Source organism: Microvirga sp. jy35 (assembly GCF_056148915.1).
In genome coordinates this window covers 179,227-196,068 of record NZ_JBWBEW010000002.1, presented here as the reverse complement: position 1 = coordinate 196,068, position 16,842 = coordinate 179,227, and the positions used below count along the sequence as shown (strand labels likewise).

The following is a 16,842-nucleotide window of genomic DNA, read 5'->3' as shown; positions in this document are numbered from 1 at the left end:
GTCGCTTGGTGGCTGCGAATTTTCAATTGACCGGGCTCTGACTCTGTCGGAAGTGAACAAGGTTCGCGCTGGCGTGTACGGCAAACCCTCCTCGACAAACCTTTCCACCTAGAACTCTGGTGCCTCAATGGCCGATGTCATACAGATCCTTCCGGCACCACGGGACCGCGGCGAGGAAACACCTCAAGAGGAAAACGGCGCCCGACAGTTTGTCGTTGCGAACCAGAACCGATGGTCGCGAGCCACTCTCGAATTCAAGGATCTTACGCAGGATGCTTGGTGCGAGCTCAGCTTCCAGATCTCCTGGCACCCCGAAGAGAAAAGTAGGATGGTGCATGATTTCGCGGTCATTGGCTTGGATTTCCTGACCGAGGATAGCTCAAGCATCGACTTCGCTTATGTTCCGGGTCTGACCCGTGCTCAGATCGACCCTCACAGCTGCCACATTGCCGGCCCCGACTACTACGATCGAAGCAGCGATCAGAGGAATGCGGCAGAGGTTCAATGCGCTTTTCTGGTGCCTTCTCCGGCGAAGCACATCACGATTACCTTCCGCAGTTGGCGCAATTCACATCCCTTCACCATTGTCGACCCAAAGCTTCTGCAGATTGCCCAGCATGCAAGTGACGAGGCAGATGCATCGAGCATTCCCTCTCATCCAATAGCAAGTGGCCCGCGTCGCTCCTGGGTTCAGTTGAAGACCGACCCAGCCTGGTTTTCCTACGGGGTCGCCCCTGCCAAAACCCTTTTTGTTCGAGGCCAACTCGTCAACCAGAATTTAAGCGCCGAAGGAGCCTTGGCGCGCGTCATCTTTCGCAACACAGACGGGGAGATTGTAGCCCCGCCGGGCGATCTGCAAAGCTTGCCTGGTGTCGGAGCCTACATCGATATACCGATCAACCGACAGACGAGACGCTTCACATTAGAGCTGGCTCCGCCGGATCAGGCCGTAACGGTCGACCTCGGTTTTCAAGTTCGGCGAGACGAGGCGCAAGTCAGCCTTGTGACCCCACTCGAGACATCTCTCGGTGACGATCTCCTGCTGGAGAGCATCATGGGCGAAGAGAAGTCCGATGCCTTGGCTTTCGTGAATGAGGTCTTCCGACAGCTTCAGACAAGCTCTACAGGTAGGGCTAGCATCAATGACACCAGCATGATCGACAGTCTGATCGATCGTCAGACGCTGGCAACTGCACCGACAATACACGACAAGCTGCGGGGAGTTCAGCAGGGCCAATCGGCAGCCCTCGCCGATGGCCTGCTCACTCTCGGCAGCTTCCAGGCGTGGCCCTTGCCTTCATCACCGGATTGGGCCGAGGATCCCTATCAGTCGCCCGCATGGCGCCTGGAATACCAGTCTCTGTCATGGCTTTTGGATCTGGTTGACGATCCGCAGGCGAGCGGGGTGCAAAGGGCCGTGGACCTCGCCTTCTCCTGGTCTCGTATTAATCCATGGGGGCATCCCAAGGACCCCCTCAGCGCCTATCCTGCGTCGGTCGCCGTACGGACGGAAGTTCTGCTTCGGTTGCTCGCAGCCGCAGCAATCGTCAAGAAGAGACCTGTCGAAAAGCTGCGCGTGATCGCTGCGGAGGTCATTCAGCATGGGTTCGCTCTCGCCGAGATCCTGGGCCAGAATATCTTCCTCCATTCCATTCTGCAAATCCGCATCGCCTGTGCCCTTTTGAGCGCTTCGTCCGGCATTCCGAACTTCCCCCTTTCCCAATACTGGCGATCAGTTGCCCTTGCCCAATTGCGTAACGGCTTTGACCATCTCCTCGGTCCAGGCGGGTCATCGAATGAGCAGTCCCAACACTACCGGCTGGAATTGATATCCATTGGCATGATCCTGTCCCAGCATCTCAAGGATCAACGTGGGGCTGAGGACCTCACACAGCTTCTCGACGCGCGTCTGAAGGACAGCCTTAAAGCTCTTGTCGCAACGACTGACCCGGCCGGGATGCTTGCTCCCTTCGGAGACATTCCGCGTAGCCTCCATCACGCCTCCTGGCTGCGGCGCCTGATCTCGGGATACGGAAGACATCTCCTATCGGATCAGGCTCTCGCGGGGGAGCTGGCTTACCCATTGGGTCCGAGGCTCCATATATCGGATCATGCAGGTCTCATCGCCTTCCGGAACTACGCCCAGAAGCCGGACTGGAGCTATCTCTGTGCCACGATCAACGAGCAGCGGCATGAGAATGGGCATTACGACTGCACGTCATTCGTTTATTCCGCCCGCGGAGTGAGGTGGATTACGGATCCTGGAGGATCGGGAGTCCTGGAGGCCGGTCCTACGCGCCAGTACCTGCTCGCGTCACGAGCTCATAACGTGGCTGTTCCAGATCATCGCGAACAGACTGCTGGCTTTGGATGGATTGAAGCAGCGCTATCGCTCGAGAAGGCCTGCGCCATTCGGGTGGGCACGAATGTGCATGGCCCCTGCTACGATCATTCGCGCATTCTCGTGTGCCTGGATGATATGAACGCGATCGCAATCTTCGATCGCTTCCGATCTTCCCGAAGCACAGCTGGCTTCGAGGCCCATCTTCATTTCGAAGAGAATATTGCGGTTGCCCTTGCCAACAGCAACCTCGCCATCGCCTTTCACAAGCGTGATAGGCTGCGGATTATCCCTCATCCTCTTGCGGGGCAGTTTACCGGATTGAGAGTCCAGAATGGACATACCGGCCGAGCAGGGTCCTTGCAAGGCTATCTCTCGAATGGCACCGGCGGCCTTAGGCCTGCAACTGTGTTGAGTTATGGCTTCGCCGGCGGTTCTGAAGTGTGTGGCGGCATAATTCTGGCAATAACAGAAGATGGTTTGAAGAGGCTCATGAGCCTCATCGCCTCGCAGCAGGTGCAAAAGCTATTGAGTTAGCATTTCCGGCAACCCGAAACTGCCGTACAGCATAAGCCCAGCCCTCGGAGGCTGGGCTTATGCTGTACCTAAAAGTCTGACGGTCACCCAGCCGGGATTAGTTGAACAACGCGTCAATGGCGTCCTGGGACGTCACCCCGTTATCATATGCCAAAGCTGGTCCATTGAGGAGCGCCTTATCTCCCTCGCGCTTCGGATCGTCGATAGTTTCGACATCCTTGAAGCTTTCCATGCCGCCCCAAATCTCCATCATGTGATGAACGCGTTCCTCAACGAACTTCATCGCATTGACGACCTTGCTGATTCGCTGACCCGTAATGTCCTGGAAGTTGCAGGCCTCAAAGATACTGATCACATGATCCAGGATCTCACGAGCGATATCCTGATCACTTCCTGCTAGCCGTGATGACAAGTTGCTGGAGAGCTCATCGATTTTTTCTGCGGCAGCGAGGATCGAATTCGTGGCTGTCTCCGTTCCGGTAACGATGGCGCCGAGCTCGTCCGTTACCCGGGTGATCTCCTTTCCCTGGGCACCGGCATACCGGAGTGTGGCGATCTCTCTCTTCGTGCGCTCGATCGCCTCATAGATCGAATCGAGCTCCGCCTTCAGCCGAAGAGCCTCCTGCATATCGCGGCGGTGTTCCTCCAGCAGAGATGTTGAGATCTCTTTTGCCGGGACGATCGACTCCTTGATCGTCGCCAGCATTCCCATGACTTCGGAATGACGCTCGATAACACTTTCGTCCTGCGAACCAATGCCTAGGCTCGCCTCGATGCGGTAGCTCTTTCTAACGGTCATGATCGTTGCTCTTGTTCTACTTATCAACCAAAGACAGCGCTGATTTTAGATCGCAACGTATCCGCATTGAACGGCTTGACGATGTAGTTGTTGACGCCGGCCTGCTTGGCGGCCACCACGTTCTCGGTCTTGGCCTCCGCGGTGATCATGATGAAGGGCAGGCTGCCCAGCTCCGCATCGGCACGCACCTTCTGGAGCAGCTCGAAGCCCGTCATGGGCGCCATGTTCCAGTCGGAGATCACCAGCCCGTACTTCTTCTCCTTGAGCTTGCCCAAGGCCTCGGAGCCGTCCTTGGCCTCATCGACGTCGTTGAAGCCGATCTGCTTCAGGAGGTTGCGGATGATGCGAAGCATCGTCTGGTAGTCGTCAACGATGAGAACAGGTGTTGATAGATCAAGACTCACGACAAACTTCCTATATCCTGATTTGATGAACTGAAGCACACGGGCTCAACGAACGTGACTTACGCAGCTTCCCGCTCCGTCTCGAAGGCTAGTACGGCGTCAACATCGAGCACGATCAGCAACTGGTCCCTCAATTGATGAACGCCCTGCGAGAGCCCTACCCAGCCACGATCCATATGAACCGGGTTCGGCTGCATTTCGTCCGGATCCAGCTTGAGGACCTCACCGACGTCATCCACGAGAAGTCCATAGGCCTCGCCCTGGTTCTCGAGGCCGACAGCCATGCGTCTACCTCCTTCGTAGGTGTCGTCCAATCCGAGACGACGACGCAGCGACACTGCGGTAACGACCCTCCCACGGAGGTTCAGGAGACCTGCGATTTCCCCAGGCGCCAAAGGAACGGTGGTCATCTCGCTCACGACGAAGACATCATGCACACGACTGATCGGCAGCCCCAGCAATTGTCCCGCCACTGTGACCGTCACGAACTCCATCTGCCTGGAGGTGGTTTTCACGTTCCCCGAAGGGATTGAGTCAATGAGTTTCATGATTAAGCAGCCTCTTCAAGCGAGCCATTGAGCTCTGAAAGTGCGGAGAGAAGGCCTCTACGGTCGATTTTGGAGACGATCTCGGAGATACGCAGCTTCCTCGCCAAGGCAATTTGCTGAGGGTCGGGCTTGACGGTCAGCCCGATCACCGGAGTCGTGCTGTGATGCGGATCAGCCCGGAGGGACGCAACCAAGGCGAAGCCGGAATGCCCTGAAAGCTCCAGGTCCGTGACGACCACATCAACCTGCAGGCCATTGGAAAGTAGGCGAACCGCATCCTGGGCTGTCGAAGCGGTCTGAACGCGGTAACCCGACGCCTTCAGAACCGGCACAAGCATGTCCCGGAAGAAGGTCGAGCTGTCGACGAGGAGCAGGGACTTCTCCGAGCCGCCCCTTCGATCCTTGCGCGACCATGTCTCGAGAACCATTGGCAGGTAGTGTGCCACATTGACGATCTCAGTGGTGCGTCCCCTGACAACCGCGGAGCCGACAAGGTCGGAGCGCTCGGCAAGGAGCTCGATATCGAGTTTGTCCTCCACGATGTCGACGATCTCGGCCACGGCGAGCCCCATCGACACGTCACCATCCGAGAACACCAGCAGCGACTGCATGCCTTGCCGCTTGATCGTGAGTTCTTCGTCACAAGAGACCAGTGGCATCAGACGTCCACGGTACTGAACGACCGGACGTCCGCTCGACCACTCGATGGTCGATGCCTCGATTTCCTCTAGGCGCGTCACCAGGGAGAGCGGAACCGCCTTCAGGCTCTCGCCTCCTCCGCGGAAGACGAGCAGGCTCGTCATCTCGTCCGCTGCAACCACCGTCTGCTCGAGGTTGGCCTCGCTCTGGAACTCGTTGCGGTCAGATTCCGAGCCGACCATGCGGGCAAGCCCGTTAGGGTCGATGATCAGCACCACGGCTCCGTCGCCCAGAATGGTGTTTCCGGAGAAGAGCTGGATGTGCCTCAGCTTGGAGGACATCGGCTTTACGACGATCTCCTCAGTATGGAATACTCCGTCGACGAGAATGCCGAAGCGCTGATGCGCCACCTGCGTCACCACCACGAAGCCGTGGTTGACGTCCTCGTTTCCGGACAGGCCCATGACCTTCGACAGCGGCACGATCGGCAGCAGGCGGTCTCGTAGGCGCAGGATCGGCGTCCCGTTGATGCGCTCGATCGAGTGCTCGGAGGTGGGCGACACCCGGACGAGTTCCGATACAGCGACTTGAGGAATGGCGAAGCGCTGGTCTTTGGACGACACGATGAGCGCTGCCACGATAGCCAGCGTCAGCGGGATCTTGATCGTAAAGGTCGTTCCACGCCCCTGCTCTGAGCGGATGTCGACTGTTCCGCCGATGAGCTCGATATTGGTCTTGACCACATCCATGCCGACGCCGCGACCCGAGACGGAAGTCACCTTCGCGGCGGTGGAGAAGCCAGGGTGAAAGATGAACTTCGCCACTTGGGCATCGCTCATCCGCTCGAGTTCGGCATCGCTTGCGATCCCACGCTCGGCAGCCTTCTTCCTGATGGCCGCGAAGTTCAACCCCTTGCCGTCATCCGCGATCTCGATCGTGATCGAGCCACCTTCGTGGTAGGCATTGAGGCGGATTGTGCCCTTCTCCGGCTTGCCGGCCACCTTCCGGTCGGCCGGGCTCTCGATGCCATGATCCGCCGAGTTGCGGACCATATGGGTGAGAGGATCCTTAATGACCTCCAAGACCTGCCGATCGAGCTCAGTGTCGGCACCCTGCATCACAAGCTCGATTTTCTTCGAGAGCTCGTTCGACAGGTCACGCACGACGCGCGGCAGCTTCTGCCAGGCGTTTCCTATCGGTTGCATCCGGGTCTTCATCACCCCGTCCTGCAACTCGGCCGTAACCTGGGACAGACGCTGCAGTGGCACCTTGTAGCCGTGGTCCTCCGAACTGCGCCGGGCAATCTCTAGCAGCTGATTCCGGGTGAGAACGAGCTCCGACACCATCGTCATGAGATGTTCGAGGGTGTCGACGTTGACACGGATCGTCTGAACCTTGCCGGAGATGCCTTCCCCACCCTCACCAGCTTCCGGCGAGTCGGAATTCTTCTTAGCAGCTGAAGGCGCTGCAGCGGGAGCCACGGACTTCTCGCTTGATGCTTTCTCAGCAGGCTTGTCGATCACGAGAGGAGCCGGCCCAGGAGCCTCGCGGAATGCACGCTCCAGCTCATCCAAAGAAACCTCGCCCGGCTTCAGAGGACGCTCAAGCACCTGATATGCCAGAGTTCCGGCGGTCACAGTCTTCTCCGGACCTGGAGCTTCCTGGAAGGCGCGCTCCAACTCGTCGAGCGAGACCTCACCCGGCTTCAGCTCCCGGTCCAGCACTTGGTGAACTGCAGTGACCGAAGATCGCGCCGGCTGTGGAGCAGGAGTTGCTACCGGGGCAGGCGCTTCCTGCGCGGCCATTCTCTCCAAGTGCTCGATGAGATCGCCATCCGACCCTTCCGGCTCGGCTCCCTGGCGCTCCAGTTCCCCAAGAATCTCCTTGATTCGATCAAGGGTAGTGAGGATCAGCGAAACGGCCGGTGTTGTGACCGGCATCCCATCACGGAACTTGCCCATGAGCGTTTCCGCGGCATGGGCCAGCGCCTCGAGCCGCGGCAGGCCGAGAAAGCCACAGGTTCCCTTGATGGTATGAACCAGGCGGAAGATGTTGCTGAGAATTGCCTCGTTATTCGGATCCTGCTCGAAACGGACCATCTCCACGTCGACCGTTTCGAGATGCTCGTTGGTCTCCGTCAGAAACTCAAGAAGAAGGTCGTCCATTGCCGTGTCTCAACTCTTACTATGTGAACTGAGCAGCGCCGATCACCTGGCGCTTCAGTATGGGAGGATCATGCGGCCTTCACGCCGGCAATAAAGCGCTGAACCTCATGTTCACGCGTGGAAACGGAAGGGTCGACTTCAGTTCAGGATCGGAGAACCGGAATGCACCTGCCGTATACGTGCCGCATACAGGCCGTGGCCTGCGGAATTTTCATCTTCATGACAGCACCCCAGTCCGCCTCGTTCATTCCGTCACTTTGCCAGCCACTTAGGCTGAGCGGCCGGACCTGATCATTGCTTCGCCTGAAGTCGGACGAAGAATTGATCCGTTGAGCTTTGCGCCTCTTGAGCCGCAGCCATGACGTTGAGGAAGAATAAGACGGCGTTTCCTGCAATAGAGTTAACGCACGCATGAGACGGGCACTTATGCGGCTCGATTTCGACAGAAAATTGCTCAGGCGCAGTGTAGTAAGGTTTCAGATGGCCCTGCCGTTACATCTGCAAGTCTGGGTAATGGATTTGTCACTATCGCCTCCGAATCCATTCGGAGAGAACAATCGATCAGCATAGAAGCCAATGATGCGCGTCTGCAGATCGCCGGCAAACATGGTTCGCGAGCATTGCATAACCCGTCGAAGCTCTTGGAGAAGAGAGACCTTGTTCAGCCATGGGAGTTCGACAGGCGAGCGCCTCAATGAGCGAATTGCCGGACTTATGAAGGCCTGAAGCCCTTTCAGAAACTGCTCTAGTCCTGCGGGATCTGTAAAGACATAGGCTATCGCAGCTAGGTGCGATGGCCGAACATCAAAGCGACAAGGATCTAGGAGGCGACACCTACGTAGGAATAGCCGATATACCGCTTGGCATCGATCGGATCATACCCGAGCCGCTGCCGCAGCTTCTTGCGCAGCTTGCTGATATGTCCCTCAACAACGCTGTCCTCGACGTCATCGCTGTAGATTCCGTAAACCGCATCGAAGATCTGCTTCTTGGTCAGACGGTGACCCTTCTTGCGAACCAGGTACTCAAGAATGTGCCTCTCACGGCGCGGGAGGGAGAGAGGGAGCCCATCGATCTCCGGATCCCGTCCATCAAAGAAAACTTTGAGCCTGTCGCTCTCATCCTGAACTTTTTTCCCAGAGCTTGCATTCACCCGGCGCCAGACGGCTTCGGCCCGTGCAAGAATTTCCCGGACGTGAACAGGTTTACGCACAACATCGTCAAACTTCGCAGTGAAGAGTTCCAGCGTTTCTTCAAGAGACCGAACATCACTCAATGCGATGATCGGTGCTTTGGAATAGCGCCGGATGCTCTCGGCAGAGTGAACCCGCTCTTCGAAGCTGCCGAGCACGAAGCCTTGTACTGCTTCCAGATCGGAGTCGGAGGCTGACTCGAGCCAATCGCTGAATTCGTCTGCATATAAGCCAAGGGAGGATATGCCTTCACGCTTGAAGCTTGCAACATATCCAGACGTAACCATCTGCCGGTCATCGACGACGATATACATTTTTTCTGCCCCGCCTTAGTAATTAAGTGCGTCAATTTATTCTATGCTTGCCGCATGCTGATATTTACTTTGTTTTATGTCGCTTAGCGGCTGAGGCAGAAACTATAATTTGGCCCTCACGAGGACAATACGTAAATAAAGGGAGCTGTTACTGGCTTATGGTTAATGCTCCTTAACCAACGTTAAACAATACTTTCAGGGGCAGAATGTCCCATCAGCTCGTGACAGGCACATCCCATCGCCGAGTTCAAGCAGTTGCCAAAATTGATGTTTTTCACTTCATGGAACTTTGCATCCCCTCTCCTGCTCTCTAGGATTGTTGTTATGATCTCATGTAACTACGTAGTCTCCGTAATCTAGGGGTACGTAGAACCACTTACGCAACCTGCGAAATCAGCAGGCTGCCACGGCCAAATTGAGTGCAAAGCTTCATGTCAGTCGAGGCGAAGCTCTTTCAGGCATCAGCGCACGACAGGTAGATCCGTACGGTTCCCCACGCCGGCAAAACAGGTATCGTTACACGTGCAACAGGCAAGACTCTCATGAGGCTTTCATTAACTCTAAAGCTCGGTGTCATGTTGCTGCTTCTTGACCTTAGGTAGAGCGGCAAGTACCTCGTTTGTTTGACAATCGTTCAATCATTGCGAACTTGAAGTCATCAGCACTATGGCAGGTCTTTTCCTAAGACCAGCATGACGCACTGCCATTTTACCGGTCAGCCCGGATCATCGATTTGCAACGGATCGAGTGACTGCTCGAAGGAATGATGCCGCTCCATCGGGTCGGCAGCAGCCTGGCATCTCCGAACAGCCCCTATGTTTCCCAACAGGCAGTTTTTGCATGCTTGAGTGCCCTGGTCACAGCAATCTGCCTCATTGGAAAGAGGTTGACCGCCTCGCTGCGCTCCAGAACTTTAACATTCTGGACACGGAACCGGAGATCGAGTTTGATAGCCTTGCGAAGATCGCGGCTCAGATCTGTAATACCCCGATTGCCTATGTTTCATTCCTTGATGATGATCGGCAGTGGTTCAAGGCCAGGATCGGACTTGAACTCACAGAGAGCCCTCGTGAAAATTCAGTCTGCAATCACGCCATTCTGCAGCCAGGCCTTTTCGTTGTTTCCGATTTAAGCCTGGACCCACGTTTCAAGGATAGAGTCCGTGTCGAAGGTGAGCCTGACGTACGCTTCTACGCGGGGGTTCCACTCAGAACGAAGGACGGCCTACCTCTGGGAATGCTCTGCGTTCTCGATCACGTTGCACGTCCTGCTGGACTCGCTGAGCATCAGGGAGAAGCGCTTTCAACTCTAGCCCAAGCCATCATGTGCCAAATCGAACTGAAGCTTGCCGGCAAGACGGCCGCAGAAAGCGAGGAGTTTACCCGCCGCCTTCTGGCAAGCTCGGACGACTGCATCAAGGTATTCGATTTGAAGGGGCGTCTGCGCTTCATGAGCCAGGGTGGCATGCGTGCCATGGAAGTCGAGGATTTCCGCACGATTGAAGGCCGCCATTGGGCTGAAATCTGGAGCAGCATTAACGGCAAGGAGGCCGAGGAGGCCATCGACGCTGTCAAGGCGGGCGGGATAGGACGTTTCCAAGGACCATGCGCAACGATGACAGGAACCCAGAAGTGGTGGGATGTTGTCGTCACCGCCATAAGAGGGGGTGACAGCGACCCGCAAGGCTTCCTGTGCATCTCGCGGGATATCACGGGTTTTCGCGCGACTGAGGAGCGTCTGCGAAAGAGCGAGAGGCGCCTCCGCACTCTTATCGACGTCATGCCGCAGTCCTTCAGCGCGCCGCAGGTCGTCTGGTTCAGCAACCCCGACGGAGACTTCACCTACTGTAACGATGTCTGGTACGAGTATACTGGCCTGCGTTCCGAGGATGGCCCTGCCGACGGTTGGGCCTCCGTAATTCATCCCGTTCATCGCGAGCAGATTCTCGGCATGTGGAGCGCCTCCCTCGGCAAAGGCATTTCCTTCGAGATCGAGATGCCGTTGCGCCGTGCTCTGGACGGCATGTATCGCTGGTTCATCGTGCGTGGGCAGCCCCTGAAGAATGAGCAAGGGAAGGTCGAGCAATGGTTCGGCATTGCCATGGATATCCACGAACGCAAGCAGTCGGAGCAGGCACTGAGGGCGAGCGAAGAACGCCTGCAGCTGGCGCTGAAGGCTGCCCATATGATTGCATGGGAGTTCAATCCGCAATCAGGCGCAACCACCCGCTCTGAAAATTCTCTCGCCCTTCTTGGTATCAGGTCAGGTGTCGACGGAACCTTCATGACGGGCATTCATCCTGATGATCACCAGGCAGTGGAGAGCTTTCTGCGGCAGATTCAGGCAGACGGCGCCAGTTCTATCGAATGCCGCTATGTGTTGCCGAGCGGGGAGACCCGTTGGCTGCGCGCCAGAGGTGAACAGGCCGGCCCCGATCGTATCGTGGGCGTCACCTTCGACATCAGCGAGCAGAAGGAAGCGGAAAGAGAGATATGGCGGTCGGCGAATCATGATGCTCTGACCGGTCTCCCCAACCGCACCTTGTTTCAGCACCGCCTCGATGCCGCTCTAGATTATGCGCGGCAGAACGATACAAGCGTCAGCCTTCTCTTGATCGACTTGGACGACTTCAAGGATATCAACGATACAATCGGACACGATGCGGGGGACGCCCTGCTGCAGGAAACGGCTCGCCGCCTGTCAACGATGGTCCGCGGATGCGATACTGTGGCGCGGATTGGCGGCGACGAGTTTGCCGTTCTCGTCGTCGACCCGCTGAAGCTTGAGAATGCGACACGGCTCGGCTCTTTGTTCGCCGAGATGCTTCGGCAGCCATTCATTTACCGGAAGCGGACGCTGATCAGCCGCGTGAGTATCGGCATTGCCGCCTATCCTGATCATGATGGCATTCCCGCGGAACTGATCAAGGATGCTGACATTGCGATGTACCAAGCCAAGTCTCAGGGGAGGAACCGTGTCATTACGTACTCGCCCGAGATGCGGAATGTCATCGAGCAGCGGGTGTCACTCGGACGGGGCATGCGCGAGGCCATCGCCAACGACGAGATCGTTCCCTTCTATCAGCCGAAGATCTGCCTCACGACAGGCGAGATCATTGGCCTTGAAGCGCTGGCACGATGGCAGCATCCGACAGAGGGTTTGCTCACCCCTGGCTACTTCGGTGCGGTCTTCGAGGACCATGACATCGCGGCCTCCATCGGCAAGAAGCTGACCGCAAAAGTAGCCGCCGATGTCCGCAACTGGCTGGATCAGGATCTCCAGATCGGCCGGGTGGCGCTGAACCTTTCCCCTGCAGAGTTCAGCCAATCGGGCATCGTCGACAACCTGCTGCGGACACTCGACCGGTTGAGAGTGCCGGCCTCGCTGTTCGAGGTGGAGGTCACGGAAACGGTTCTTCTTGGCAAGAATTCAGACAACGTCTCCTCGGCTCTCGCGAAATTCCGGCAGCAGGGGATCCAGATTGCACTGGATGATTTCGGAACTGGATATGCCTCCCTGACACATCTGAAGCAATTTCCCGTGGATCACATCAAGATTGACCGAAGCTTCGTGCGGGATCTCGAGCAGGACTCCGATGACGAAGCGATTATCGCGGCTGTCATCAGCCTTGGAAAGAGCCTGCAGCTTCGGGTCACGGCCGAAGGAGTGGAGACACACGGGCAGGCCCGCCGCCTTTGCGAGCTAGGTTGCGATTATGCCCAGGGCTTTCTGTATGCGAAACCGATGGCAGCCTCACAGATCCCAGATCTCGTGAGCCGGTGGAGTTCCATGCTTGTCAGGCCTCGCCTCGACAGAACGGCAAAGCTGTTCGGCAAATAATAGACCGCAGTCCACACCCTGGCAGACCTGTTGCGGAGCCGCGTTGTTCAAGCGAATTACTTTTCAAGAGAAGGCTAGTAAGGCGGGGGAAAACTCTTGGTTTCTTTCCTGAAGCTTCATCAGCCTTGTCCATCCTGCCTCGGGCCCCATCTGCCTATCCGCGTCTTAGTGCTTAGGTCTGCCATGGGAAAGGAAGCTTGAAGAATGAGCGTCACCATATCCAGTCCACAGCTGAGAGCCCAAGTGTCTGCCGAGGGAGCCGAGCTCATTCGACTTCAGGATGAGCGGGGGCATGATTGGCTCTGGGACGGAGATCCTGCCTTCTGGACCGGACGCTCTCCCCTGCTCTTCCCCATCATAGGCCGCGTGAGGAACGATCGCATCCGTCTCAACGGCTCGGACTACGAGTTGCCCAGGCATGGTTTTGCCCGCACGTCTCGCTTTGAGGTCAAAGAGGCAAGCTCATCTCAGTGCCACTTCCGGCTCTGCTCCAGTGAAGCCACGCTTCAGCGCTATCCTTTTCCCTTCCAGCTGGATGTGACCTATGCGGTTGAGGGTTCAACTTTGAGCATCGCGGCGGCTGTCATCAACACCGGCTCCTCCGGTCTGCCCGTCTCGTTCGGCTTCCACCCGGCCTTTAGATGGCCGCTGCCCTATGGCGACCCGCGCGATGCACATGAGATTCGATTTGAGCATGAGGAAACCGCGCCGGTCCGCCGACCTCTCGAGGGTCTTCTCCGCCAGGAGACGGAACCCAGCCCTGTGCAAGGCCGTACCCTCGCTCTGCGCGACAGTCTCTTTGAAGCGGATGCTCTTGTGTTTGATCGGCTCAGAAGCCGTTCCGTCGAATATGGCGCCCGCGGTAATGCCTCGCTTCGCGTCGACTTTCCTGACATGCCGCATCTGGGAATTTGGTCCAAACCGGGAGCAGGTTTCATCTGCATCGAACCATGGCAAGGACATGCAGATCCGCAAGATTTCACGGGCGACTTCTCAGACAAGCCAGGGATTGTATTAATCCAGCCCGGAGAAACGCGCTGCTTCGCGATCGCGATAACCGTCAAGCCTCAAGAACAGCTCTCGTGATGAGACAAGCAGATCGGGATCAATGGCTCGTTACGAGTTCACGGATCTGCTGGACTACGTCGTCGCTGCAATAAGGTTTAGGCACGAATCGTCCGTCATCTGGGAGCGCTTCAGGGCCCGGGCGGTGATAAGCCGAGGAAATCAAGAGCGAGATATGCGGCCAGCGCTGCTGAACGTTTTCCGCAAGATCCAGCCCATTCATGGACCCCGGCATGTCGATGTCCGTAAAGAGAACCTGTACGTTCTCGGAGCAGGTTTCCAGAACCGCCAGCGCGACATCGGCATTGGCAGCCTCCAGAACATGGAAGCCCGCTTCCTGCAGGTCGTCGGCCGCCGCCATGCGCACGAGCGGCTCATCCTCGACGAGCAGGACGACAGGAGATTGGTGTGAATAGCTGTTCATCATGAGGCGTGGAACGAAACTAACCTATGTTAGTTCCTACTGCTCAGGTCGTTATCGAGTGGGGAAGCGTGCCATGACGTCGCACAAGTTCAAAGTCGGAGACCGGGTGCGATTGGTCAAGCTCGCAAGCACCAACACGGTGGAAGCTTTTCTCAACATGGTGACGACTACCGACACCATGCGCCCTGAGGACATCTGGGAGGTCACTCGTCTCCTCCCAGCGGATCAAGCCGGCTTTCAATATCACGTGCGAGGAACCCACGATGGTCCAGCGCGCCTCGTTCGCGAGGAGCAGTTGCAGCCAGCCTAATGCTTCGCTGCCCTTGCGCGAACCAAAGCCCCTCATTGACAATGGGCCATGCCATTGCCTCAGGTAGTCGTGGCACATCGGCAATCGGTATGACTTAGCCTGCCTTGCGGAGGAGAACTCCTGACTCATGCTCTACCTGCCCGATGGCAGAATGCCTGCGTCGGAAATCGTGAAGCTCCTGCCTGACCGTTTCCAGAACAGGATCGAACGACGACCCATGCTCTTTGGCGATCTCAACGAGCACATCAATTGCCCGAAGCAGGCGCTCCTCGGTAACAGGCTCCCACTTGCGCCCTGACCACTCGTCCATCTCAGATCCTCCTCGTGGATTGAGACAAACTCTGGTCCAACATCCTTGCAGCGCGGTTAAGGATGATGGTTAACGTTTCTTGCGCCCGGCAGGCATCCTGCCACGTTCCAAAACCCCGAGTTCGGGCCACTGAACGAAGCAAGCCATGAAACTTTTTACAGCCGCGTTTGTTGGTTTGCCGTCACGTTCTACTCGACCGCTATGGAACAGCGAATCCGGATCAGCCAGTTGACGATGCTCGCGGCTGAAAGGGGCAACAGTGTCTTGGCATGGAGCGACAGTGCTCCATTTAAACAGCGGCAGAACGACCGAAAACAAGTTCTTTGAAGACTTTTAGAAAGGGAGCATGGGCTCTTGGTGCAATCTGACCTCAAATCGCGGACTCTGCCCCATAGCGCCCACAACCCCCGCCAGTCAGAGCGCGCCGAGCGTCGATACGAGAGGGATGAGGCCCATTGGACGACTCTCGAAATCGAAACTCCTAAGGAGGCGTCCCGCCCTCTCGTCGTCGACCTCGACGGCACCTTGATCGCCTCTGACCTCCTGATCGAAACAGCCTTTTCGGAATTGGGCCGTCGACCGCAATCCGTCTTCGACATGCTGATGGCGCTCTCCCGTGGCAAGGCCGCCCTCAAGCACCGCCTGTCCGAGCCTGTCGATTTCGACCCCGGAACGTTGCCGTACGACCCCGAAGTCCTGTCCCTGATCCATCAGGCCAGAGCTGCTGGACGCCCTGTCTATCTCGCTTCCGCCAGTCACCAGCGTTTGGTGGAGGGCATCGCGGAGCACCTTGGCCTCTTCAACGGATGGTTCGCTTCCAACGAGACCACGAATCTGGCCGGTCAAAGGAAAGCCCAGCAGCTCGTCGAGGCTTTCGGGGAGCGTGGGTTCGACTATGTCGGAAACGATGCAGCAGATCTTCCCGTCTGGGAGAAAGCTGCCAAGTCCATCGCCATCCGCACCTCTGCCGGGGTGCGGAGAAAGCTTGCCAGCCAATGTCCTGATGCCGAGCACCTGAACCATGCGCGCCCGACCTGGCGGACCTGGGCCAAGATGCTGCGTGTGCATCAGTATGCCAAGAATGCGCTCATCTTCCTCCCCCTCCTGGCAGCTCATCTGTTCACGCTGGAGGCTGTCACCCAGGCTGTTCTGGCGTTCATTGCGTTCTCGCTCTGCGCCTCGAGCATCTACATTCTCAACGATCTGGTGGATCTGCAGGACGACCGGGGGCATCGCAGCAAGTGCAAGCGCCCCCTGCCAAGCGGCGCCATTCCCCTGATGCACGGCGTAATTGCCATCCCGGTTCTTTTTCTCGCAGCCTTGGTTGTCGGGTCCGCTGTGTCGCTGTCGTTCCTGGGAGTGCTGCTTGGCTACTTCGCTCTGACCACTGCCTATTCCTTCGTGCTCAAACGCATGATGGTGGTCGACGTGATCACGCTGGCTGGCCTTTACTCGGTCCGGGTGGTCGGAGGCGCTGTGGCTGCATCCGTGGCCGTGTCCGAGTGGCTGATCGCCTTCAGCATGATGATCTTCATGTCGCTGGCCCTGATCAAGCGCTACGTGGAACTGGCAGCTCGCCGCGACGCCAATCTTCCGGACCCGACCAGCCGTGACTACAAGAACAGCGACCTGGACATCGTAGCGGCCCTGGCTGCGGCTGCGGGCTTCAACGCCGTGACGATCCTGGCACTCTACATCTCGAGCGACAGCGTCAATGAGCTCTACTCGCGTCCTCAGCTCCTCTGGCTTGTAGGACCGCTTCTCATGTTCTGGATCGCACGCGCGCTGATGCTCGCCGGGCGACGGATAATGGATGATGATCCTGTGGTGTTCGCGCTCAAGGACAGAGGCAGCCTTATGACAGTGGCAGCCGCCGCTATCCTGATCCTGGCTGCCGTCTAGGTCATGACCCGTCGGCGAGCAATCCAGAGCACAGGACCTTCTCAAAGCCTC

The 16,842-nt window shown here is 57.4% G+C and carries 12 protein-coding genes; 5 read left to right on the top strand and 7 right to left on the bottom strand.

Translation table 11 applies throughout. The annotated features are described in order from the left end of the window. Positions 1-328 precede the first annotated feature (328 nt). On the top strand, positions 329-2,878 hold the full coding sequence (locus AC0QTX_RS02620; RefSeq protein WP_474602265.1) for a heparinase II/III domain-containing protein: 2,550 nt from the start codon (positions 329-331) through the stop codon (positions 2,876-2,878). Between the two features lie 97 nt (positions 2,879-2,975). On the opposite strand, the gene AC0QTX_RS02615 is transcribed toward AC0QTX_RS02620, so the two are convergent. The 5 genes from AC0QTX_RS02615 to AC0QTX_RS02595 all read right to left on the bottom strand — a co-directional run bounded on the left by AC0QTX_RS02615 (position 2,976) and on the right by AC0QTX_RS02595 (position 8,940). Further along, positions 2,976-3,677 carry a protein phosphatase CheZ gene (locus AC0QTX_RS02615; protein WP_474602264.1) on the bottom strand — a complete coding sequence of 234 codons (702 nt, stop codon included), beginning with the start codon at positions 3,675-3,677 and terminating at the stop codon, positions 2,976-2,978. 23 nt (positions 3,678-3,700) lie between these two features. Continuing rightward, positions 3,701-4,081: a response regulator gene (locus AC0QTX_RS02610; protein WP_474602263.1), complete on the bottom strand. Its 381-nt coding sequence runs from the start codon at positions 4,079-4,081 to the stop codon at positions 3,701-3,703. Positions 4,082-4,140: 59 nt separating this feature from the next. Next, positions 4,141-4,629: a chemotaxis protein CheW gene (locus AC0QTX_RS02605; RefSeq protein ID WP_474602262.1), complete on the bottom strand. Its 489-nt coding sequence runs from the start codon at positions 4,627-4,629 to the stop codon at positions 4,141-4,143. 2 nt (positions 4,630-4,631) lie between these two features. After that, on the bottom strand, positions 4,632-7,433 hold the full coding sequence (locus tag AC0QTX_RS02600; protein WP_474602261.1) for a hybrid sensor histidine kinase/response regulator: 2,802 nt from the start codon (positions 7,431-7,433) through the stop codon (positions 4,632-4,634). An 820-nt stretch (positions 7,434-8,253) separates the two neighbouring features. Continuing rightward, entirely contained in the window at positions 8,254-8,940 is a 687-nt protein-coding gene (locus AC0QTX_RS02595; RefSeq protein ID WP_474602260.1) for a response regulator transcription factor, read from the bottom strand. Between the two features lie 747 nt (positions 8,941-9,687). Between AC0QTX_RS02595 and AC0QTX_RS02590 the strand changes: the two genes are divergently transcribed. Together AC0QTX_RS02590 and AC0QTX_RS02585 are read left to right on the top strand one after the other, a co-directional pair. Beyond that, positions 9,688-12,780 carry a bifunctional diguanylate cyclase/phosphodiesterase gene (locus AC0QTX_RS02590; RefSeq protein ID WP_474602259.1) on the top strand — a complete coding sequence of 1,031 codons (3,093 nt, stop codon included), beginning with the start codon at positions 9,688-9,690 and terminating at the stop codon, positions 12,778-12,780. 204 nt (positions 12,781-12,984) lie between these two features. Then, positions 12,985-13,866, top strand: a complete 882-nt coding sequence (locus tag AC0QTX_RS02585) for an aldose 1-epimerase family protein (protein WP_474602258.1) — start codon at positions 12,985-12,987, stop codon at positions 13,864-13,866. Between the two features lie 19 nt (positions 13,867-13,885). Here the strand turns inward: AC0QTX_RS02585 and AC0QTX_RS02580 are convergent, their stop codons facing one another. Continuing rightward, the gene (locus tag AC0QTX_RS02580) at positions 13,886-14,206 is read right to left on the bottom strand and encodes a response regulator (protein WP_474602257.1); all 321 of its coding nucleotides are present in this window, start codon (positions 14,204-14,206) and stop codon (positions 13,886-13,888) included. Positions 14,207-14,342: 136 nt separating this feature from the next. Here AC0QTX_RS02580 and AC0QTX_RS02575 point away from each other — a divergent pair, with 136 nt between their 5' ends. Next, positions 14,343-14,579 carry a hypothetical protein gene (locus tag AC0QTX_RS02575; protein ID WP_474602256.1) on the top strand — a complete coding sequence of 79 codons (237 nt, stop codon included), beginning with the start codon at positions 14,343-14,345 and terminating at the stop codon, positions 14,577-14,579. Between the two features lie 94 nt (positions 14,580-14,673). On the opposite strand, the gene AC0QTX_RS02570 is transcribed toward AC0QTX_RS02575, so the two are convergent. Next, the gene (locus AC0QTX_RS02570; RefSeq protein ID WP_474602255.1) at positions 14,674-14,889 is read right to left on the bottom strand and encodes a hypothetical protein; all 216 of its coding nucleotides are present in this window, start codon (positions 14,887-14,889) and stop codon (positions 14,674-14,676) included. A gap of 357 nt (positions 14,890-15,246) precedes the next feature. Here AC0QTX_RS02570 and AC0QTX_RS02565 point away from each other — a divergent pair, with 357 nt between their 5' ends. Continuing rightward, complete coding sequence (locus tag AC0QTX_RS02565; RefSeq protein WP_474602400.1) at positions 15,247-16,791, top strand: UbiA family prenyltransferase; 1,545 nt, start codon at positions 15,247-15,249, stop codon at positions 16,789-16,791. The last annotated feature ends 51 nt before the right edge of the window (positions 16,792-16,842 follow it).

What these genes read in the sequence shown, in the direction of transcription:
- AC0QTX_RS02605 (WP_474602262.1), bottom strand. Translation starts at nt 4,629, where the DNA reads ATGAAACTCATTGACTCAATCCCTTCGGGGAACGTGAAAACCACCTCC.
- AC0QTX_RS02595 (WP_474602260.1), bottom strand. Translation starts at nt 8,940, where the DNA reads ATGTATATCGTCGTCGATGACCGGCAGATGGTTACGTCTGGATATGTT.
- AC0QTX_RS02615 (WP_474602264.1), bottom strand. Translation starts at nt 3,677, where the DNA reads ATGACCGTTAGAAAGAGCTACCGCATCGAGGCGAGCCTAGGCATTGGT.
- AC0QTX_RS02620 (WP_474602265.1), top strand. Translation starts at nt 329, where the DNA reads ATGGTGCATGATTTCGCGGTCATTGGCTTGGATTTCCTGACCGAGGAT.
- AC0QTX_RS02580 (WP_474602257.1), bottom strand. Translation starts at nt 14,206, where the DNA reads ATGGCGGCGGCCGACGACCTGCAGGAAGCGGGCTTCCATGTTCTGGAG.
- AC0QTX_RS02570 (WP_474602255.1), bottom strand. Translation starts at nt 14,889, where the DNA reads ATGGACGAGTGGTCAGGGCGCAAGTGGGAGCCTGTTACCGAGGAGCGC.
- AC0QTX_RS02585 (WP_474602258.1), top strand. Translation starts at nt 12,985, where the DNA reads ATGAGCGTCACCATATCCAGTCCACAGCTGAGAGCCCAAGTGTCTGCC.
- AC0QTX_RS02600 (WP_474602261.1), bottom strand. Translation starts at nt 7,433, where the DNA reads ATGGACGACCTTCTTCTTGAGTTTCTGACGGAGACCAACGAGCATCTC.
- AC0QTX_RS02575 (WP_474602256.1), top strand. Translation starts at nt 14,343, where the DNA reads ATGACGTCGCACAAGTTCAAAGTCGGAGACCGGGTGCGATTGGTCAAG.